The sequence below is a fragment of the Mesomycoplasma lagogenitalium genome (genome assembly GCF_029854295.1).
Classification (GTDB): domain Bacteria; phylum Bacillota_I; class Bacilli_A; order Mycoplasmatales; family Metamycoplasmataceae; genus Mesomycoplasma_A; species Mesomycoplasma_A lagogenitalium.
In genome coordinates this window covers 93,864-116,873 of sequence record NZ_CP122979.1, presented here as the reverse complement: position 1 = coordinate 116,873, position 23,010 = coordinate 93,864, and the positions used below count along the sequence as shown (strand labels likewise).

Genomic DNA, 23,010 nt, shown 5'->3' with positions numbered 1-23,010 from the left:
TTATACTTTTATTAATTGATTTTTTATTTTAATTAAAATATAACTAAAATTTTGTTTATTTTTTCTGCACTTAACTTTGTATTTTATATTTTCGAAAAATGTTTTAGTATAAAATCTAGATCTAAATCAGATGTTGATTCATAAACTAAATCTGCTATTGCTCAATTTTCATTTTCTTTGTGAGTTATAGCGACTGCATTAATTTTTGCAGCTTTTAATCCTTTAACACCTGCTATTGCATCTTCAAATCCAATTGTCTGTTCAGGTTTTAAATTCAATTCTTTAGCTGCTTTTAAAAAAATTTCAGGATCTGGTTTTCCGTTATTAATAGTAGAAGGATCGACTATAAAATCAAAAAAATGATATAAATTAATTTTTTTTAAAATTAAAGGAGCATTATAGGAACTAGATGCAATTGCTAGTTTTAAGTTTTTTTGTTTAGCATTTATTAAAAATTCTTTAATGTTAGGTAAAATATTTTTTTCGCTAATTTCTGTTTCTAGTAATTTTTTATATATTTCATTTTTACTATTAGCCATTTTTAAAATCTCCGATTCATCTAAATTAACATTGAAAATTTTTAAAATTGCTTTTAGTGTATCAATACGATTTAAACCTTTTAGTGAACTATTTTGCTTTTCGCTATAATCAAGATTTATTTTTTTAACTTCTTGCTTTCATGCTTGATAATGTAAAGTTGCAGTTTCAGTAATTACACCATCTAAATCAAAAATAAGTCCCTTTATCATTTTGTTATAACCTTAAAATTATGTTTATTTGAAATTAAATATTCTTGTTCATTAACATAAACTTTTAAATCATTACCCGAAACTTTTTCAATTGTAAAATCATTTTTATTGACTGAAACTTTTAATTTTGTATTTTTAACAGTTATTGAATAAGTTAATTTGGTTCACTGATTAGGTAAAATCGGACTAATATAAACATTTTTATTTAAAAATCTAAATCCTCCATAACCAAAAACCACACTCTGTCAAATAGCAGCTAGTGATCCGGCGTGAATACCTGCATCCGCTGAGTGAAAATTAGTTCCCATATCAATATTTAATGAATATTTAAATAATTTATAAGCTATATCCATTTTTCTTAAATCAATTGCCTTAATAGAATAAGTTGTTGGACTTAAAGAAGAATCGTGAGTAGTAACTGGTTCATAAAAATCAAAATTTGCCCTAACTACTTCTCTAGAAAACAGTTCATTAAAAATAAATGTTGATAAAATAACATCTGCTTGTTTAACTAGTTGTGCGCCCAGTCTTTTATGTCCTTCTTTAGTGTTAAATAGTTTTTTACCTGCATCACCTAATAACTGAAAATCACTAATATCCATTCTCGGTAAACTTAAAAATTGATCATTTTCTGCAATGATATTATTTTCATTAGGAAGTTGCTGGATTAAATTATCTTTAACATCAATCATTAAATTCAAATTTCATTTATAAGGTAATTTTTTATTTATATCATCTAAAATTTTTAATCCCTCTGAATTAGATGATAATTTATTAATATAGTCAATAGCCAATTCTAAATTTCTTTTAGCCACTAAATTAATAAAGTTATTATTATCAATATTTCCTTTATATTCATTAGGACCCATTACATCTGTTATTTGATATTTATTATTAGCCATTTTCTCTACTCTAGATGTTCAAAAAATAGCAGTATCAATTATCATTTCATAACCCATTTTATTCATAAAATCTTGATCATTTGTTACTTGAAAATATTGATCAACTGCAAAAGCTATATCTCCAGGAACGTGAATTTCTTGTTTTCTAGAAGCAATTGGAATTTGTTTTCCTGTAACGATGTCTGGTTGTCCTCAATATGGAGTTACCTCTCCATCGGTAGGTCACGCCATTTCTCATGGATATTGTGCTCCAATATAATTTCCTTCAGCTGCTTTTTCTCTGGCTCCTTCAATTCCTTTATAACGATATTCTAGTAAATTTCTAGCAATTTTGGGATTAGTAAATAAATAATTAGGTACAATAAAAAATTCTGTATCTCAATAGCAGTGTCCTTGGTATCCTTCGCCAGATAATCCCTTAGCTCCTACAGACATATTTGATGAATGGGTTGGTACAAAATTATTCATATGATAAATGCTAAATTTTAGTGCTAGTAAATCATATTTTGCTTCTTTATTTCCTTCGATTTTAACATCAAATTGTTTATAAATTTTGTCATAATCAATTTTATTTTGTTTTTCAATATCTTTAAATTTTATTTCTTCAATTGTTTTAGCTAATTTATCAGCATTTTCTTTAACATTATCATAATTTAAAATTTCATCATTATCTACCGAGGTTGATACTGACATAATTTTTTCTAATTTAAATGGCTTATTAACTGAAACTTCACTTTTAATTAAATAGCCTACTTGTCTTCTTGCCATTTTTAAAACATAATCATCATTACCACTTTTTAAAATTTTATTATTAGCATATGCTCTTAATTTTAAATTATGAATTACTCAATGATTTGATTGATTTGTTTGTTCTTGATATTGCAATAAACTTTCGCTTAATAATGTTTTTTTACCTTCGTCCAAATGCTGAATCCCACTGTTGGTGGTTTGTCCATCAATCATTGGAAAAATTTTAATACAAGTTTTTTCACCAGTTAATTGTTTTATTTCAATTGTTTGTGCATAAATTTGTTTGTTAGTTTGGGATACAATTCTTTTAAAAACAAATAAAAATTTTTTATTTTTGATTTTTGCTTCTACTTCTCTTTTTAAAATTCCATTTTTTAAATCTAAGGATTTACGATATTTCATTCTTCTATTTAGCATAAAAATTTCATCATCAATAAAAATTGATGTTTTTAATAAATCTGCTAAATTAGCAAGTTCAGATACTTCAGTTCGATCGCCTCTATTAAATATTCCATTAACAAAAAAATCTTCTTTGTTGTAAACATTTTTTTCTTCGTCTGTCGCTCTTAAACCTAAATATCCATTTCCTTGAGAAAAAATTGATTCACTTTTTTTAGTTAATAGTGAGTTAAAACCTCTTTGTTCAATAATAAAATTTTTAGTATCATAAATTAGTTTGGGCATTATTTAACTAGAAACATAAACGACTCATACGGTCTTAGTGTTCCTTTAAATTCCTTTCCATCAGTATATGTGCTCATAATTATTTTGTGATATGAAAAATTTAATATTTCTTTTTCGTGTTTAGTTAAATTGATAAGGGAAATTATAGTATTTTGATCATCATATCTTGTAATTTTAATAATTTCATTTTCTAGTATTTCTAGTTTAGATTTACCTTCAATTAAAAGATTTTTATATTTTTTTCTTGTTTTAATAAGTTTTTTATAAAAATGTAAAATAGATTCTTTATCATTTTCTTGTTCTTGTACAGAAGAATTTAAATAATCTCCCGACATTTTAATTCATGGTTGTGTTCCTTTATTAAAACCATAATTAATTGTTTTATTTCAAACCATCGGAACTCTTGCATGATCTCTTCCGTTAATATTGTGAAATCTTGTCATTTCTTGTTCGCTATAAATTTTCTTTTCATCAACAAAAATTCGATATGAATTTAATGCATCAACATCTTTAAATTCTTCTCTATTTAAAAATATTGGATTTTTTAATCCTATTTCTTCACCATATAAAATTGTTTGAATTCCTTTTAATGAAAATTGGTATAAAGCAAGTGATTTTGCTGATTCATTTCAATATAATTTTTCATCTCCTCAACGCGAAATAGCTCTTGAAGTATCATGAGATGATAAAAAATTGCTTATCATATGATTTTCAATTTCTTCATTATTTTGATATTCAATTGCTCCTTGATTTGCAAATTGCTTTATCGATCAATTAGCATCATAACCATTTCTTCCTGTTTCTCTTCCTCAGCCGATGTATCATAATGAAAAATTATAAAAATTATCTGCAATTTTTTGTTCACCCTTTCCATATTGTACAACTGTATTAGGTTGAATTCCTGAAGCTTCTCCAATTAGGAAAATATCTTGTTTATCTTCATAAATTTTGTTTAAAAATTTTTGTAGATAATTTACCATTTGCGAACCAAAGGAATGAGTAAATTGTCCATTTTCATTAATTTCTTTATGAACATGTTGAATGGCATCTAATCTAAATCCTTTAACTCCTAATTTATATCAAAAATCAATTACATCAGCCATAGCATTAATTGTAAAATCAGAACCTCAATTTAAATCAACTTGTTCTTTAGCAAATAAATGGAAATAATATTTTTTTAATGATGGAACATATTCTCAAGCGCTTCCGCCGAAAATAGATTGTTCATTACCCGGTTTATCTGTTCAAATATAGTAGTTATATTCTTTATTTTTTTCTGATTCAATCGCCTTTAAAAATCATTGATGTTTATTTGAAGTGTGATTTAAAACAATATCCATAATTATTTCAATATTTCTTTTTTTGCTTTCTTGAACTAAAAGTTTAAAATCGTCAAGTGTTCCGAAAGTTTTTCAAATTTCTTTATAATCCAATACATCATATCCAGCATCAGCAAATTCTGTTTTATAAACTGGACATAATCATATTGCATCAATTCCTAAATCTTGTAAATAATCTAATTTAGAAATAATTCCTTTTATATCGCCGTTTCCGTCGTTGTCAAAATCACTAAAAGAACGAGGAAAAATTTGATAGACAACTTTTTCACCTCATTTTTTTAAATATTTATTCATTTTTTCCTTTCTTTTGTTTAAAAATTAAAGAAGTTCTACCAGGAATAGATTGATAAATATTTTGTTTATCAATTTTACTTCTTGAAGAAAATATTAATTCCATATTTTCAACTAAATAGTTTACATTATCGTTTTTTAAATTATGAATTACTAAAACTTTTTCGTTTTCTATTTTAATTTCATATGCTATAAAATCTGTTTCAATTTTTAGAAATTTAAGGGCACTATTAATTTTTTTAGCACTATCTAATCTAAAAAATTTACTATTGTTTCTAAATGTAAAAAGTTGTTTTAAAAAATTAAAAACTTCCGATTTTACAACTTGATTATCTAAATGTTTCCACTTAATTCCGTTTGTATAATCTGTAGTTTTATAAGAATTATCACAAACTTGGTCATTATTATCATCTTGATTTAAAATGTTATTTTTATTTAAAATTTTTAATGTTCGATTATCATGTTGACCTGAAAAATCTGTTGGTTTTGTTTGTAATAATTCAGTTCCTGCTAAAATTAATTGTCTTCCTTGACTTGTTATTTGCATCATTAATGCTTGTTTATATAATGCAATATTTTCATTTAAATTTCGATCTGAAATAACATTAATTTTATCTCATAAAGTAAATCCATCATGGCAAGCAACATATTGTAAAGCTAGTGAAGGATCGCTTGTAAATAATTCATAATTTTTGTTTTTAGTTGAAATTTCTTTAGGAAAATTAAAATTTTTTAAATTTGCAACAACTGAAAAAATATAATCGTCCATTTTGTTAAAATTTCCAAAAATTAAGCCCTTTTCGTTGTTAGCAATATCATCTGCTCCTTTAATGGCATTTCTGATTGTGTCATTAAAGTAAGCAAATTTATATTTATTTTCATTTATTCCTTTAGTTCATGAATTATTAAAATCTAAATCACTAAAAGGTCAGGCTTCACCATGCAAAATAATATTTGGGTTGATTTTTCTTAATTTAACAGCAATTTCTTTTAACGTTTGTTTGTCAATAAATGTTGAAAGATCAAATCTAAAACCATCAACACCAAAATACTTTGCATAATAAATTAATGAATCTAAAATTAATTTTCTTACCATTTTTGCTTCGCTATTTAATGCGGGAAATGCAACTGGTTTTACTTTACTTTTGTTTCTAAAATAATAATTGGGAACAATTTTTTCCAATAAATCATTAAACATCATATGATTATAAACAACATCAATAATAACTGCAATGTTATTTTCATGTGCCTTATTAACAAAATTTTTAAAATCCCCAATAGATGATTGAGCATCTTTTGGATTATTAGAATATCAACCATTAAGTGCAAAATAATTTAAAGGATCATAGCCTCAATTGTAATTTGTTGTTCAACCACTACCTTGATTTTTATTTAAAATTTTTAAATCATTATTATTAATAGTATAAATAGAATGAACTGGTAAAAGTTGTAAATGAGTGATTGACAAATCTTTTAAATAATCAAAAATTTTATTTTCAATTGCTGCGTTAAATGTTCCTAATCTATTTTTAAAATCATTTTGATTTAAAAGAGAAGTAAAATCTCTTATGTGTAATTCGTAAATTAACGGATCGACACCATTATTTAAATTACTAATTAAGGGTTTATTAGGAATTTCATTTACTAATATTTTTTGTCAATCCACAATTACAGAATAGGGTATTTCTTTTGTTTTTCCTTTTCAATCAAAAGGAAAAAATGCTTTAGCATAAGGATCAAAAGTTATTTGATACTGCCTTTGATCTTTATTTAAAATTTTATATAAATAAAGTTTTGATTCATAAGCACTTGCTATGGTAATAGTTCAAAAACCTTTATTGTTTTTTAGCAAAAAACTTTGCAATTTTTGCTTATTTTCATCAAATAATTCAAGATAAACTTCTTTTGCTAATGGTGCTCAAAAAGTAAATTTAAACCCCTTTTTTACTTTTTGAACACCTAAATACTTATTTTGCAAATTGAGTTTTTCATCGATTGTTTTAACATTATTACTAACTTTTAAATAATCGCCGTTATATTTAATCATTTTTCTCCTGTTAATGTGCTTTTATTTTTAATTAGTTACTTTTAAAATTGCAAATCCCATTTCATTGAGATTTATTTCATTATTTTTTAATTCTACATTTTCTGAATAAACAATTTCTGCTTTTACATTTTCTTTTAATTTGTAATTCGTCTTTTTACCTAAACCTGCTGAAAAAATAAATAAATATTGTTCTGTTTGTTCGATATTTTGCCTTACTAATACTCTATAGTCGGGATTTTTTACAAATTCATTTGCATCAGCTATGGTTTTAGAATCTTGCAAGTACATAAATGGATGTTTTTTCCTAAAATTATTCATAAATTTAATTAAATTAAATGTTGAACTTGGATTATTTACTTGATCTTCAACATAATCAATATCACTAGAATAATTTAAATGAATGTGATCATTTGGACTTTTTTCTTCTTTAAAATTTACTTGCAGATCCTTATTTTTTCATTTAAATGGTTCTCTCATAAAAGAATCGCCTTTAGATTGAGAAGAGTGCATATAAAGTTCATCGCCATGATAAATTATTGGATTTCCCGGCATCGATAATAAAAAGAAATAAGCATTTTTAACAGCTAATTTTGCCCTATCAGAAAGATTTTTAGATAAATCGTCTTCTTGTTCAACAGCTTTTCGAAATGAATTAATTCAGCGATCAACATCGTGATTAGTTAAAAACGGAATTCATAAATGTTGTTTTTCACTACCTAAATTATTTAAAAATGTTTTTAGTTGATCGTGTTTAAAATTTAAAAAGAAGAAATTATTTTTTCAATGTTTACCATCATAAACTGTTCCAAGAGCTAATTTTTGTCCATCATAAAAATACTTTTTAGCACTTAAAGGCGAATCTCATCATTCGCCCATCATAAAAATATCTAAGTTTCGATTTATAGATTGTAGTCCCTGAATGCTAGCTTCCCTTAATTCACTAAAAATTTTATTTTCATTATAATTATTTTTTGTTTCATTTTTTGAAGAAAAGTATTCAACAAAAGCATCATATCGAAACCCATCTACTCCTAATTTAGTTCAATACGATTGAATATATTTTAATTCTTGAATAACTTCTGGATTATCCAAATTTAAATCTGGCATTCCAGCTCAAAATTTTGATGTATACCACTTATTTGTACCTTTTTTATTTTTTAAATTAGGAAATAAATTTCTTAATTGATCTGTATCTTGATTTGTATCTTGGATTTGATTTTCATAAAAACGATAGAAATTTTTATATTTTTCATCGCCTTCTAATGCTTTTAAAAATCAAGGATGTTCAAAAGAGGTGTGATTAAAAACTAAATCTAAATAAATCTTAATTCCCTTTGAATGAGCTTCTTGTAAAAATTCAATAAATGCTTGTTTTCCACCTAATTCTGGAGCTACATCTGTATAATTGATTACATCATAACCATGATAAGAACTTGCAGGGTGAATTGGTGAAAGATATAATTGATCTATTCCTAAATCAACAAAGTAATTCAAATTGTTTTTTAAACCAATAAAATCGCCAATTCCGTCGTTATTTCCATCGGCAAATGCATAGACTAAAAGTTGATAAATTGTGGAACTTTTTTCATTATTTTTACTATAAAAAGGTGCAATAAATTGCACATTTTTATCATCATCTTTATAACTTAATTTATTGTATTCTTGATAAAACTCTTTTCCTTGTCAATTTAAAGATTTTTTTGTTGAACAAGAAACAACTGTCAATAAACTAGCCATAAATGCATTTGTAATTAATAATTTTTTATAAAATGATTTTTTTGTCATTTTTTAAATAACCAAAGTTTTTTAAAGAAAAAAGCCCGAAAATTCCAGTAGTTAATAATAAAACAAAAATTATTCATCCTGTTGTATAATCAGGAGGATTTAATGTTTTAATAATTCTTTCCTGTCTTAATAAAGTTTCTGCAATTGGTGGTTGAAATGAAAGTAAAATTGAAATTAAAATAATTGCAAAAATCACTAAAAATATATTAATTTTTAAAAATAATAAATTGTTGTTAGTTTGTTTTAAATAATTTACTGTGCTGATAATAGAGATAACTATTATTATTGCAACTAAAAGAGAAAATAAAACTCATATTACTCTAAATATTGGTAATTGTGCATATATTTGCGAATTTTCATTATTAAATTTTTCACCAATATAATTTTTCTCTTCCTCTAAATAATCTAATGCACTTTGATAAAAACCGAAAAACAGTCCAAAGCTGATTATTGAAACTAAAATCATTAAAATAAAAGTAATTTTTCTATATGTGTATGTTTGAAAATATTTCATTAATTTAATCTTTCTTCTGTATTTTTATCAAAAATATGTACTCTTTCGTCATTAAATGAAACTCAAACTATTTGATATAATTCAAAATCACGATTATTTAAAACAGTTGCAACAATTTCTTTTTCTCAATTTATTTTAATTACTACTGAAAGTTCTTTTCCTAGCGATTCAACAGCAAAAATTTTTCCTCTAATAGAATTTGGTTGTTGACTTTCGTGAATAATAACATCCTCTGTACGATAACCAATAACTAATTCTTTTTTATCTTTTAAAGTTTCTTTTAATTGTTCTGGTAAAGTTAATGTTCATTTTGTTCCTTCTAAAACAAAATTATTATCTTGATTTTCACCAACTAATAAATTCATTGTAGGCGAACCGATAAATTTAGCAACAAAAATATTTGCTGGCTTAAAATATAACTCTTTGCTTGTACCATTTTGCTGAATTTTACCATCATTTAAAACAACGATTTGATCTCCCATTGTCATTGCTTCTAATTGATCGTGAGTAACATAAATCGATGTTGTTCCTAAAAGTCTGTGAATTTGAACTATTTCTCTTCTCATCGATTCACGTAATTTAGCATCTAAATTTGATAAAGGTTCATCCATTAAAAAGATCGATGGTTTTCTTACTATTGCTCTACCAATTGCAACTCTTTGTCTTTGACCTCCGGATAAATCACGTGGCTTATTGTATAAATAATTATCAATTTTTAAAATTTTAGCAGCATCTTTTACTCTTCGGTCGATTGTATCTTTTCTTTCTTTAGCAATTTTTAAACCAAAACTCATATTATTATAAACATTCATATGAGGATAAAGGGCATATGATTGAAATACCATTGCAATATTTCTTTCTGCAGGCGAAAGATTATTAAATCTTTTTCCGTTAAATAATAAATCACCTTTAGTAATTGAATTAAGTCCAGCAATCATTCTTAATAATGTAGTTTTTCCACAACCTGATGGTCCTAAAAAAATGCAAAATTTTCCTGCTTCAATTTTTAAATTAATATCTTTTAAAGTTCATTTATCATTACCCTCGTATTTTTTTGATAAATTAACTAATTCAATTGTTCCACCACTATTGGATTGAGTTATTTCTCCAATTTCATTTAAAAATGTATCAAATTTCAAATCATAAGCATTAATGTCATCTAATTCAACATTTTCTAATAAAGTATTTTCTTTTTTCATTTTATCCTTTCACTGCACCTTCTGATAAACCACCAACAATATGTCTTTGTGATAACATAAATAATACAAATGGTGGAATTGATGCTAATAGAGCACCTGCTGAATATGCTCCGGCATTAATATGTTTTGGTTCTGTGGAAATAAATGAATCAAGTCCCACAGCTAATGTTGTTTGTTTCATATCTGCTATTGTAAATTTAGGCAAAATCACATCACCAAAAGGAATTAAAAACGATCATAGGGCAATTATTGCGATCATTGGTCTTGCTATTGGTAATAAAATTCTAGTAAATAATTTTCAATTACCACAACCATCGATTTTTGCTGAATCATCTAATTCTCGCGAAATTGAATCTAAATAACTTTTAAAAACAAAAGTGTTCCCTGCTATTGCACCACCTGAATAAATCAATATTAATGTAATTCTCGGATCTAATCCAAGCGAATCTCTTCCTAGAGTTACTATAATATAAAGCGAAATTAGTGAAGCCGTTGCTGGAATCATTTGTAATAACATAATCACTGAAAGCGAATGTTTTGATCCTGCAAATTTAAATCTAGAATAGGCATAACCATTAAATGCTACAAAAACGATTGTAATCAACATTGTTGATAATGCTATAATAATTGTATTTATGTATCAATTTACATATAAACTTCTTTCATTTTGAAATAAATACACAAAATTATCAAAACCAAATTTAAATGAATCCGGTGATAAAGAAATATATCTAGGATTGAAGGTATTGAATGAAGCTAACACCATAGTTACTAGTGGAAATAAAATAATAAAAACTCAAATTAATAAAAGCAAGTAATTAAAAAATAAATATATACCTTCTATTAAAGTAAGTGGTTTAGAATCGGAAGTATGAATTTTTATTTTACTATTTTTAAAAGCATTAGTTTTAATTTTTTTATCTTTTATTTTACTTTTTAAAGAAAATAATTTCATTTTATTTACCTCCTTTTGCTAAACTTTTTGCAAATCCATATGCTGCAAATGATACAGATATTAATGATGCTAAAATAACAAGCGCAGATGAAAATGCAACGTTTCCATCAATTTGTACAGCGGTTGTTAGTTTATAAATTCATGAAATAATAATATCTGTACTTGCTTCTTGAAAGGCGGTTGGATTTAAATATGCAGGTCCACCACCTGAAAATAGTGAAATTATTGTAAAGTTATTGAACATAAATGTAAATTGTCCTATTAATAAAGGCGCTAATGAAGAAAGTAAAATCGGTAAAGTTATATGTCAAAATAGTTTTGATTTTCTTGCGCCATCTATTTCTCCTGCTTCATATATATCTTTCGGTATCGATTGTAAATTACCTGTTATTAATAAAAAGATATAAGAATGTCCTAATCAAGTTTGAATTACTATTAATAAAAATCTTACTCAACTAGTGCTTGCGAAAAAGTTAATTCCACTATCAATAATATTTAACTTAATTAAAATGTAATTAATTAAAGATGAACTATCTGCTTGAAATGCTGATTTTAAGAAAATAATTGTAACAAAGGCAGGTATTGCCCACGGAATGATATAAATCAATCTAAAGAATTTTTTAAATTTAATTTTTTCACTATTAACTAAAATTGCAAATAATGTTCCAACTATAATTACAGATAAACCTGATAAAAAGGTTCACATTAATGTTCAACCCACAACTCTAGAAATTGATGTTAGTAGTCCATTATTTCTAAAAATTCATCATTTACCATATTGACCAAATCCAATTCAATCTACCGTTTGTCCTGGAGGTGTATGTTGAAATCCAGTGTTTGAAAAGGAAATTAATAATGATGTAATTAAAGGAACTAAAACAATAAATGCAATTAAAAATCATCCAGGAATTGAAATTAACCAAGGGAATCCTTGTTCACTTAATCATTTTTTTGTTTGACTTCAAGTTTGAGGTCGCATTCCTTCTTCTAAAAATTTACCTTGCCTATATGCACCAACTGCACTGGAAATGATAAATGCTAATGTAACTGCTAATAAAATAAATGAAGCTGCAGCACCGAACATTCAAAATCTTGCATCTGGTAAAATTCCTTTTTCAAAATTATGGATACTTTTACCTAAATCAATAATTCCTTGAATTCCTCCAATTTTATTTCAAGTTATTCCAAATGAAAAGGGAACAAATACTGCATAAAACAGTGTTGATAAAATTAAATATAAAATTGCCTTACGATATTCTTTAAAAATAAATAATTGCGCAAGTCCTGGAAATAATAAATTTAAAAACATCGCTTTTCATTTTGCGCCATTTTTATTTTCTGTTGGTATTTGTTTTACTACTTCAGTAACTTTTGATTCATAAATTTTTTTAACTATTTTTCTTTTTGAATTTAATCTAATAAACTGAGTTTTTAAAATAGATTTATTTTTTTCTTTTTCATCAAATAATTTTAAGGAATTAATATCTTCTTTATAATTAATTTTTAATTCTTTTAATTTAAATGAATATGCCTTTTTAGTAATCTCGTTTGCTTTTAATTTAGATTTTAAGTTATTAACATTTTCTTGATATTCTGTTTTTATAGATAAAAATTTATTTTCTAATCTTTCTTTATTTTCCTGAAGTGGATTACTATCAATTTCTAAAATTTTTAATTTTGCATTTCTAGATTCATAATTAAATTTATTTAATTGCTTGTTTCAATCACTTAAATATTCAAATAAAGCATCAGATTTTTTGATAAGAAAATCACCATCATAACTATATTCTTGTTTTAATTGACCTAATTTTTTATAATAATTTGCTTTTACATATAAAAGCGCATTTTTATATTTACTTTTTCTATAAATGAATGGTAAATGATTTTCTAAATGAATTTCCAGTCTTTTTTTATCTTCTATTTTAATATTTTTTATTGTCGATTCAACTTTGTTAATAACATCTTGAAAATGGGATTTATTTTTATTGAAAACTATTTCATTTTCTTTGTTTTTAGTATGAAAATCAACTAAAGATAAATGGTATTTTTCATAAACATCTTTTAAATGTTTTTTTGCATTTAATTTTAAGAAATTAGCAATAATAAGTGCTTTTTGATACTGCTTGTTAATTTTAAATAAATCCTTAACTATTTTAATTTCTTGTTTATATTCTTGTTTTATTTGTTTTTCTTGAAGTTTTTTACCAGCGTAATATTGCTGCAATTTTAAATTCTTTTCTTTATTCGCTTCAATTAACTCAACTTTTTTTGCCTTGATTTTTAATTTTCTTTCTTTTAATTCTGATTTGGCATCTAAAATTTTTGTTTGATATTCTTCATTATATGAATATTCAGCTTGTAAAATCCTTTTTTGATAATCAATTTTTAATTCTTTTTTTTCTTTTTTAAATTTTTCTTTTGATTCTTTTTTAATTGTTGGCAATTGATTTTCTATTTCACTTTTTTTAATAAATAATTTACTTTGTTTATTTATTAAGACTTTATAAAGTTCTTTTATTTTTTTAATATTTGCATCATCATTTAAAATAATTTGCTGTTCACTTGTGAATTTATCAATGTTCTCAAAAACTGATTTTTTACTAAATCTTTCTTTATTGTTGGTAATTTTTATGTATTGATAAATAATAATTAAAAATGCTTTATGCATTAAGAGAATGTTTTCATCACTTTTTGCCTTTTCTAAAACTGATTGAATGTTTTGCTCTTTAATCGAAACATCATCAGCTGTTTTTAAAAGCATTTTATAGTAATTGTGAACATAATTAGCTGATTCAATGTTTTTTTTATCAATTTTTTTAATCTCAAATTTAATTAATGATTTTAAATCTTTTGCTATTTTTAATTGCTTAATTGTTTCTTTTAAAATTTGTGATTCATTTCTATGTGAAATTTTTAAAGTAGTTAGTGCTCTTTTTTCTTCGTTTTTTAAATTCAATCTAGCTTTTAAAAACAGATTTTTATCAATTTTTTTCTTTAAATCGAGATTTCTTTTTTTACGATCATAAACATTTTTAGATTGGTTAATAAAATCTTTATATGAATATTTTTTATCATTAATTTTTTTCTCATAGCTTTCGCCATATCAATTTCATAATTTAATTTTTTCCAATTTAACCTCCTTTGCTTATTCGTAGTTTTTTATAATGATGCATTAATCTTTTTCTTTTTAAATCAATTAATAAATAACAGTTAATTATTGCTAAAATAGAAAATATTATTGTTCAAAAAATTACAATCATTAGCCTGATGATATTTTCATTTATATTTCCGCTTGTAAAATATGGAGCAATTATAATTCCTATGAAAAATAAAATTCATATAAAACAAAATAAATAACCATAACCATATTTTTTAGAAATAATAATATTTATTAAATATCCAATGATAACAACTGAATTAGTGATATAACCAACATATCTAACTGTTAAAAAAGTATTGATTGCACTTTCTCTTTCTTGATCTTTTAAATTATCAAATGCTTGTGTTCCTATTATTAATCCTTCTAAAAGTCAAAATAATAAAAAAATAATAGAAATAGAAAGAAGTGTAATCAATAAATAAAATATTCTTCTTTCTATTTTTGGTTTATATTTCATTTTTATTTAATAAAGTCAGGTGCATTACTTGAATTTCAAGTATTAACGTTTACTTGTACTAATTCATCAATTTTATTTACAAATATTTCTTGGAATTGTTCTAATGTTGTTCCTTTAGCAATACTTTCATAGAATTTTGCACTACCAAATGATTGATCGTTTCATATTCCTCAAAATTGCTTAAATTGTGGATTTCAATTATCCAATCTTCCTTCTTTTATGTTAAATACTCCAAGTCCATCTTTTTCAGATAATGGTTTAGTAGAAGTAATAACATCGATAATTTTTTGTGCAACATTTCCATTTTTGTATTCATTAACTAATAAAGTAACTTCTGAAACTGTTTTATCAGAAGAAGATGAATCTTTTTTAGGGAATTTAGTTGCTAAAAATTGAGGTTCATATCCGTCTTTTCAATTTAGTCAATCTGCTTGATTAATGTAATTATTAAAATATAGTTCAGCAGCTTTATTAATTGTCTCTTCATTAACAGCGGTTTTTGCATAAGTTTTTGAAAATTCAGCTGCTGCTTTTTTAACTTCTGCTAATTTTTTTGTTCTACTTTCGGCGTTTTTTAGTTCTTGTGTTAATTCGACTTTTTCGCCACCGTTATCACCATTAGCTCCAAAAATTAATTTTTCCACTTTTCTAATGTGTAAGTTATTTTCATCTTGCTCTAAATCCTTAGGAACTGAACTAGTTTTTAATAATGTTTTAGCAATTTGTCATGTTTCATTGGTTGAACCTTTTAAATTTGCTAAATCTGTTAATCCTAAAAGTGCTGCTATTGCATTTCTTAATCCAGTAGCTTGTTTTAAAGGATTAGATGTTAGTTTGGTTAAATGTTCATCTGTTACACCTGGATATTTACTTTTTGTATTATCGTATACTTCTGTGTATAAATTAGCATCATTTAATGGAGAAGAATTTTGTTCTTGACTTCAACTTTTATCTTGACCATAAACTTTTGATAAATTTTGTTGAACTATATTAACATTTTCATTAAATTTTGCTAATAATTCATCAATATTAGCATACCCGGCTTCTGTTGCGAATGTGCTTAATGAAGTTTGTTGAAGTTTTCTATCTTCGTCAAGTCTTGTTTTCAATCTATCTTGAATATTTGTATAATATGGAATTTTTGTATCTTTTTTGAAGTATGCATAATATGATTCTGTTTTAAAAATAATTGATAAAACTTCTTCTAATGCTTTTTCTCTCTCAACAGATGCTCCATTGTTTCTTGAGTTAATTGCTCACGATCATGAACCAGCTGCTTGAATGTATTCTTTATCATTTTTTAATTTAGGAGTATTTAAAAAAGTGTTAATTCCTTGATTTGAAGCATTACCAACATCTCACGAACCTACAAAAGCATATTTTAATTTTTTAGCAGCTAAAAGTTCTTGCACTTTATTTTGCACAGGACCCATATCGTGTTGTAATAATGTTTTTAAATCATTTTGTTCAATTCCATTTTGACTTCATTTTGTTTGTTTATATTCTTCTTCTGTTTTAGAAAATGCCGCTTCTCACACTGGGAACATTAATTCAGCAGCTACTTTAACAGCTTCTTTAAATTTGCTATGATTTGAATCTGATTTTAAAAATCCTGAAGATCATGTTCCATCTTCTTTAACATAAAACATTTTCTTCATTTCATCAGAAGTTAAATGTCCACCTAAAATACCATTACCGTATCATCCGTCTTGAATTCTGAAAAATGCCTTTCCTTCTTTTACTAATTCAACCATTTCATCTGTGTCTTTATTTTCTAAATCTTTTTTAACTTCCTCTAATGTTTGACTTGACATCATAACAATTCCCTCTTTGTTATGAGCGAAATTATAGAAACTAGCATTTTTATCATTTACATATCTAAATGAACCGAAGGAATTAATAAAACTTTTTTCCGCATCACTTGCATTAATTTGTTGAATTAATTTATTTTTAAATTCTTCTGAATAAGGTTTTAAGGCTCTTTTACTTAATAAATCTGTTATTCTGTCTTGCGGACTGTAAATTAAATCAGGTGAATTTTTATCTAATAAAGATGTGTTTACTATTTGATCAATAGCACCGAAAACTTCTTTTTCAATAAAAACTAATCTATACCCGTTTTTATATGATTCAGTATTTTTAAATTCGTTTTCAACTTGATTTCAAAATTCGGTTTGTGGACCATATTTAGCAACTCTTATTTCTTTAGAGTTAGCAAATTCATTAACATTATCTCCACATGAAATAAATGCTAAAACCGGTAATCCCAAAACTGAAAGTCCTAATATTTTTTTACTTTTTCTCATTTTTTTCCTTTTCTATTCAAAAACTATTTCATTGAATTTTAAACAAGATAATGAAACAAATAAATTTATAAAAGAAAGGAAAAACAAAATTAAAAATATAATTTCTAAATAAACCAAAATTTTTCCACTTTCTGTTTTCGGTAATATTCTTACAAGTCTAATTACATAAACAATATTTACTAAAAAACAAAAAACAAAAAAAGAAATTATTAATCTAAATTCCATTTTGTTTAATAATAAAAACAACTTATCTTGTAAGTTTTTTTCTTCAGTGTTTATTAGTAAAAAAATGAAAAAAATTAGAGAAATAGAAAAAATTATCGCAGAAAAAAACGAATATAAATGTTCGATTACTTTCGGCAAATATTTTCTTTCTCTTGGCGCTTTTCCTAAAAATAAATTTTTCATAGTTTTTGTTCAAAATTACAATGTGTTTTAATTTTAGTGAAGTTATTCACTTTATCAATTATATATATATATATATATATATGACGAAAGAAAAACACAAAAAAGTTCAAAAAAAATCATTATTTTTGACTTTTTTGAACTTTTTTTTGAATTATTATGAATATTTTTTTGATAAAATCATTTTAGGAGGATAATATGCTAGAAATTTCATGTGGTGCTATTGTTTTTAAAAAATTTAAAAGGCAAATTAAAGTTTTAATAGTTAAACAATTTAATAAATTTTGATCTTTTCCAAAAGGACATGTGGAAAATGATGAAACTCATATTCAAACTGCAATTAGAGAGTTAAAAGAAGAAACTAATTTAGAAAATGTTATTATTATGGAACAATATCAATATGAAACAAATTATAAATTGGATAATAATAACGATAAAAAAGTAATTTTATTTTTAGCAATAGAAAAGGAAAAAAATATTTTAAAAATTAATGATAAAGATATTACTAAAGTAAAATATTTACCAGTAAAAAGAGCTATGAATATGTTAAAAAGAAAGGATTTAATTGAAATTTTAAGAAAATCTTTTAATGATTTGCAATTTTTAATAAAAGATAATAAAAAAGAGGGAATTTAAAAATAAAACCCTCTTTTTTATTAAAGCCATTTTTAAAAATCATATATTTTAGTTCTATAAAATACAATATCTTTTTTTAAAACTCAAAATATTCATCTGCGGTTTAAAACATATTCTAAAATATCAGTTTTTGTCATCATTTTTGACTTACCATACTGAAATCATATTTGATAAAAGGCAGAAAATAATCAATATGGAACAAAAAATATCGTAGGTAGTCAGCTCAAAATTAAAAAGACTGTATCGCTTTTAATAACGGTTCACAAACTTGCGATAAAAGCACTATAAAATAGCATTCCTAAGGAAATAAATAAAATAATTTTTGCATATGCATCATAAATAGCAAAAAAAGCAAATTGACGATGTTTTTTCTCTGTTAAATAATTTTTATTTTCACTTTTGTTTTTATCAATATAATTAACTATTTTATATTTAAAAGCTAAAATTTCAATTAAAGAACTTATCGCTAAACTTATATACAAAATTAAATTTTTTAAAAAATAATCTAGTCTGTCAAATGAAACAAAATATTTTTTAATTAGATGCTCACTTGTAAATATCGAGGCAAAAAATAATCCAGAAAAGAAAACTGATAAAAATCATCATAAAAAATGATATTCATCTAATTTTATTTGAATTTTATCTTTTATTTTAAGGTCTTTAAATTGATTATGAAAATCAAAATCGTTATCGTTCATATTATTAAACATTAATTTGTTTCTCCTTTTTATGTAATACTTTTATAACTTTATAAAAAATATCAGTTTTTTTTTTTTTTTTTTTTATCAACTTGTTTTAATTAATATATTAAATTATACAAAAATATTTATAAATATTTAGAATCTTAAAGATAAAATTAAACTTATTTTAAAAATATAAATTTAAAAAATAATCAAAAACTATTTTTAAAATTCTGTTTAAAACATAAATTAATAAATTCTTTTTTAGTAAGGTAAAAAAGTAATATAATTGAATTAATAATTTTATAAATTTATAAAAAGGAAAAAAATGAAAAAAGGTACTTATAATACAATTAAAAATGCAATTGAAATGCATGATAATATTTTTATATTTCATCATATTAGACCCGATGGAGATTGTTTAGGTTCTCAATTTGGTTTAGGTGAATTAATTAAATTAAACTATCCGAAGAAAAAAGTATTTTACATCGGAGATTCTAAAGGTATTTTATCGTTTTTAGATTTTACTCATTATGATGAAAGTAAATTAACTGAAAAAGATTTTAAAAATTCTTTAGGTATTGTTGTTGATGCTTCTAGTTCTGATAGATTAGAAAAAAAAGAACTAATTTTATCAGGAAAAATTAGTGCAATGGCAAGATTAGACCATCATCCTAATGGAGCAGATATTGATTATAAATATAATTGAATTGATGCATCATATGCTGCCGCAGCTGAAATGGTTGGTTATCTAGCGATGAAAGCAAAATGAAAAATTGACGCCCATGCAGCTGAATACATTTATACAGGAATTTACACCGATTCAGGAAGATTTTTTTATAGCGACACAAGTAAAAGAACTTTTGTAGTAGCTGCTCATTTAATGAAATATGGATTAAATATTCATAAAATTCATCAAGAATTATCAGGTAAAACAATGAAGGAAATTAAATTCCATGGTGAAGTTTTATCAAACTTTGAAAGCAAAGAAAAAGTTATTTGATACTATGTAAAAAATGATGTTATTGAAAAGTTGAATTTAAGTTATGAAGAGGCTAATCAAGTTAATATTCTAGCTAACATCGAAGATAATAGAATCTGAATTTTCTTTATAGACCAACCAGATGGAGAAATTAGAGTTCGTTTAAGATCTAATGGTCCAAAAGTTAATTTAATCGGAAGAGAATATGGCGGAGGAGGTCATGATAATGCTTCAGGTGCTATGATTAGTGATCCTGCACTAATTCCGGAAATAGTTGAAAAAGCCATTAAATTAATAAAGGATTTTGAAAATGAAAATCGGTAGTATAAAAGAAGTAACTGAAATAATTAAAAATCATGATAATATCGTAATTTTTCATCACATTAGACCTGATGGAGATTGTTTAGGTTCGCAATTTGGTCTAAAACAATTGATTTTAGATAACTTCCCTAACAAAACTGTTAAAACTGTTGGAGATTCTAAAGGTATTTTATCATTTTTGGATTTTCAATTTCAAAACGATCTTTCTGATGATTTTTTAAAAAGTGCTCTTGCTATTATAGTTGATGCAAATTTTAAAGAAAGAATAGAAAAACGTGAATTATTAGATAAAAATATTTTTAAATCAGTCATTAGAATTGATCATCATCCTAACGAAGATGATTTAAATACTGATGTTAAATGAGTTGATTCTTCATATATTGCAGCTGCTGAACAAATTGCCCATCTAGCTGTAGAAAATAAATGAACAATTAGCGCTAAAGCAGCTGAGTACATTTATACAGGAATTTACACCGATTCAGGAAGATTTTTATATTCTAATACAAGTTCAAGAACTTTATTTTTAGCATCAGAACTTTGAAAAACAGATATGAATATTGAAAAAATTCATTCTAATTTGACAAAAAACAGTGAAAATGATTTAAGATTTCAAGCATATATTTTATCCAATTTTAAAAGATTGGAAAATGTAATATATTATTCTATGGATTTAGAAACACAAAAAAAATTCAATAAAGATTCTGCAGCTGCAACTAGACCTAATATTTTAGCTAATATTGATAATTATCGAATTTGACTTTCATTTACTCAAGAAGAAGATAAAAAATGAAGAGTTGAATTTAGATCGAATGGTCCAGTAGTTAGAAATGTTGCTGTCAAATGAGGTGGTGGAGGCCATGAAAGGGCATCGGGTGCAATAATTAATGATGTTAATGACATTGAAAAAATTGCTTATGACTGTCAACAAGAATTTGAAAATTGAAATAAACACAATTAAAAAAATAAAAAAAATTATTTTATAATTTACAATGTTTAAAAAAACGAGAAAAATTATATAATTTAATAGTAAAATAAAAAAATAAATATTTATAGGAGAAAAAATGAAAATTATATCAGTTGGTGCAAACCATGCTGGAACTTCTTTTTTAAGAACAATGAAAAAGATTGCTCCTGATGCACATCTTGTAGCTTATGATAGAAACACAGACATTTCTTTTTTAGGATGTGGAATTGCATTATGAGTAGGTGGAGAATTTGATACACCAGATGGATTATTTTATTCAAGCATTGAAGAGTTAAAAAATCTTGGTGTTGATGTTAAAATAGCTCATGAAGTTGTTGAAATAAATAGAGAAGAAAAATATGTATTAGTTAAAGATTTAAATACTGGAGAAACATTTAAAGATACATATGATAAATTAGTTTATGCAGGTGGAACATGACCTATTGTTCCTGCATTTGAAAATGTTGATTTAGAAAATATTATTGTTTCAAAAATATTTGCTCATGCTAAAGAAATTAAAGCTAAAGCAGTAGATCCTGAAATCAAAAATGTTGTAGTTGTTGGTGCTGGGTACATCGGTATTGAACTAGTAGAGGCTTTCCACAAATATGGAAAACATGTAACATTAGTTGATATGCAAGATAGAATTATTCCTAACTACTTTGACCCAGAATTTACTTCAAAAGTTGAAGAATCAATGAAGCAACATGGAATTAAATTACAATTAGGAGAAAGAGTTCAAAGATTTGAAACCGAAGATGGAAAAACAGTTTCAGCTGTAGTTACAGATAAAGGAACATATGCAGCTGATTTAGTAATTTTAGCAATCGGATTTAAACCAAATACTGAATTAATTCAAGGTGTAGAAAAAACTGAAAATACAGCTATTAAAGTTGATAAATTCCAAAGATCATTAAGTGATGAAGATTTATATGTAATCGGTGATTCTGCTTCTATGATTCATAACTCAACAGGAGAATATACACATATTGCTCTAGCAACAAATGCTGTTAAATCAGGAATTGTTGCAGCATTCCATTTAGCTGGAAATGAAGGAATTACATTCCCAGGATACAGCGGAACAAATGCAATTAATGTGTTTAACTACAATTATTCATCAACAGGTTTAACAGATGTTACTGCTGCTAAATATGAACATCTAAAAGATAAAGTTGCATCAGAATACTTCGAAGACAATGATAGACCAGAATTTATGAGACATCATTACAAAGTGTGAATTAAATTAACATACGATAAAGAAACTTTAAGATTATTAGGAGCACAAATCGGTTCACAAGGAAGAGCGGCAAACCATACAGAAGTAATGTACATGCTTTCACTAGCAATTCAACAACAATTAACTCTTCCACAAATCGCTTTAATGGACTACTACTTCTTACCACACTTTAACAAACCATTTAACTTTATCATTCAAACAATTTTAAACGCTTTAGGTTTAAAATATAACGAATAATTTATTTAATATCAAATATATAAAATAAATGTGAAAAAATAGCAAGTAATTCTCTTGCTATTTTTATTTATGTTTTATAATTGTTATTATGAAAAACAAATGACAAATTAAAAGTAGTGAAGAATTAAATCTTTCTTTTGATTTTGAAATTTTACTTCACCAAGAAAGAATATTAGATATTAAAATCAATAAAATGTTACGCAATTTAAAATATGATGAAAATTATTTTAATTGATTTATGGAAGATTTAATTTTTCTTCTAGATGAAAATAGATATCAAAGAAGATGAGATTATGGAACTATTAATATTTATAATATTAGTAATTTAAATTTATCAAAAGAAAATGAAAAGGATTTTTTAAATCTTTTTAAATCAGTAACAAATTTCGATTTATTAGCAAAGGAGTAA

General features: G+C 24.8%; 18 protein-coding genes. 5 read left to right on the top strand and 13 right to left on the bottom strand.

Annotated elements, in window-relative coordinates:
* Nucleotides 1–83 precede the first annotated feature (83 nt).
* Genes pgmB through QEG99_RS00435 form a run of 12 tightly spaced genes read right to left on the bottom strand, consistent with a single transcriptional unit; the run spans nt 84 to nt 17,547 of the window.
* Entirely contained in the window at nt 84–749 is a 666-nt protein-coding gene (gene pgmB / locus QEG99_RS00490; protein ID WP_280102056.1) for a beta-phosphoglucomutase, read from the bottom strand.
* Entirely contained in the window at nt 743–3,085 is a 2,343-nt protein-coding gene (locus tag QEG99_RS00485; RefSeq protein WP_280102055.1) for a glycosyl hydrolase family 65 domain-containing protein, read from the bottom strand. Before QEG99_RS00485 ends, pgmB begins: the two co-directional genes overlap by 7 nt.
* A complete protein-coding gene (locus QEG99_RS00480; protein ID WP_280102054.1) occupies nt 3,085–4,719 on the bottom strand; it encodes an alpha-amylase family glycosyl hydrolase in 1,635 nt (544 codons plus the stop codon). The genes QEG99_RS00485 and QEG99_RS00480 overlap by 1 nt, the downstream gene beginning before the upstream one ends.
* On the bottom strand, nt 4,712–6,763 hold the full coding sequence (locus QEG99_RS00475; protein WP_280102053.1) for an alpha-amylase family glycosyl hydrolase: 2,052 nt from the start codon (nt 6,761–6,763) through the stop codon (nt 4,712–4,714). The genes QEG99_RS00480 and QEG99_RS00475 overlap by 8 nt, the downstream gene beginning before the upstream one ends.
* 27 nt (nt 6,764–6,790) lie before the next feature.
* Nucleotides 6,791–8,548 (bottom strand): alpha-amylase family glycosyl hydrolase, encoded by a 1,758-nt coding sequence (locus QEG99_RS00470; protein ID WP_280102052.1) that lies wholly within the window; start codon nt 8,546–8,548, stop codon nt 6,791–6,793.
* Nucleotides 8,526–9,062: a hypothetical protein gene (locus QEG99_RS00465; protein ID WP_280102051.1), complete on the bottom strand. Its 537-nt coding sequence runs from the start codon at nt 9,060–9,062 to the stop codon at nt 8,526–8,528. The genes QEG99_RS00470 and QEG99_RS00465 overlap by 23 nt, the downstream gene beginning before the upstream one ends.
* Nucleotides 9,062–10,261: an ABC transporter ATP-binding protein gene (locus QEG99_RS00460; RefSeq protein WP_280102050.1), complete on the bottom strand. Its 1,200-nt coding sequence runs from the start codon at nt 10,259–10,261 to the stop codon at nt 9,062–9,064. Before QEG99_RS00460 ends, QEG99_RS00465 begins: the two co-directional genes overlap by 1 nt.
* 1 nt (nt 10,262) lies before the next feature.
* Nucleotides 10,263–11,216 carry a sugar ABC transporter permease gene (locus tag QEG99_RS00455; RefSeq protein WP_280102049.1) on the bottom strand — a complete coding sequence of 318 codons (954 nt, stop codon included), beginning with the start codon at nt 11,214–11,216 and terminating at the stop codon, nt 10,263–10,265.
* A 1-nt stretch (nt 11,217) separates the two neighbouring features.
* Nucleotides 11,218–14,346 (bottom strand): ABC transporter permease subunit, encoded by a 3,129-nt coding sequence (locus tag QEG99_RS00450; protein WP_280102048.1) that lies wholly within the window; start codon nt 14,344–14,346, stop codon nt 11,218–11,220.
* 1 nt (nt 14,347) lies between these two features.
* Nucleotides 14,348–14,833: a hypothetical protein gene (locus QEG99_RS00445; protein WP_280102047.1), complete on the bottom strand. Its 486-nt coding sequence runs from the start codon at nt 14,831–14,833 to the stop codon at nt 14,348–14,350.
* A 2-nt stretch (nt 14,834–14,835) separates the two neighbouring features.
* Nucleotides 14,836–17,139, bottom strand: coding sequence for a hypothetical protein (locus tag QEG99_RS00440; protein WP_280102046.1), 2,304 nt, complete (start codon nt 17,137–17,139; stop codon nt 14,836–14,838).
* Between the two features lie 12 nt (nt 17,140–17,151).
* On the bottom strand, nt 17,152–17,547 hold the full coding sequence (locus QEG99_RS00435) for a hypothetical protein (protein ID WP_280102045.1): 396 nt from the start codon (nt 17,545–17,547) through the stop codon (nt 17,152–17,154).
* Between the two features lie 195 nt (nt 17,548–17,742).
* On the opposite strand from QEG99_RS00435, the gene QEG99_RS00430 reads away from it, so the two are divergent.
* Nucleotides 17,743–18,180 carry an NUDIX domain-containing protein gene (locus QEG99_RS00430; RefSeq protein ID WP_280102044.1) on the top strand — a complete coding sequence of 146 codons (438 nt, stop codon included), beginning with the start codon at nt 17,743–17,745 and terminating at the stop codon, nt 18,178–18,180.
* A 32-nt stretch (nt 18,181–18,212) separates the two neighbouring features.
* Here QEG99_RS00430 and QEG99_RS00425 read toward each other — a convergent pair whose 3' ends face one another.
* Nucleotides 18,213–18,890, bottom strand: a complete 678-nt coding sequence (locus tag QEG99_RS00425) for a hypothetical protein (protein ID WP_280102043.1) — start codon at nt 18,888–18,890, stop codon at nt 18,213–18,215.
* A gap of 298 nt (nt 18,891–19,188) precedes the next feature.
* Between QEG99_RS00425 and QEG99_RS00420 the strand changes: the two genes are divergently transcribed.
* From QEG99_RS00420 to QEG99_RS00405, 4 genes are all read left to right on the top strand, one after another.
* Entirely contained in the window at nt 19,189–20,166 is a 978-nt protein-coding gene (locus QEG99_RS00420; RefSeq protein ID WP_280102042.1) for a bifunctional oligoribonuclease/PAP phosphatase NrnA, read from the top strand.
* The gene (locus QEG99_RS00415) at nt 20,153–21,121 is read left to right on the top strand and encodes a bifunctional oligoribonuclease/PAP phosphatase NrnA (protein ID WP_280102041.1); all 969 of its coding nucleotides are present in this window, start codon (nt 20,153–20,155) and stop codon (nt 21,119–21,121) included. The genes QEG99_RS00420 and QEG99_RS00415 overlap by 14 nt, the downstream gene beginning before the upstream one ends.
* Before the next feature lie 103 nt (nt 21,122–21,224).
* On the top strand, nt 21,225–22,601 hold the full coding sequence (locus QEG99_RS00410; RefSeq protein WP_280102040.1) for an FAD-dependent oxidoreductase: 1,377 nt from the start codon (nt 21,225–21,227) through the stop codon (nt 22,599–22,601).
* Nucleotides 22,602–22,689: 88 nt separating this feature from the next.
* A complete protein-coding gene (locus tag QEG99_RS00405; protein ID WP_280102039.1) occupies nt 22,690–23,010 on the top strand; it encodes a hypothetical protein in 321 nt (106 codons plus the stop codon).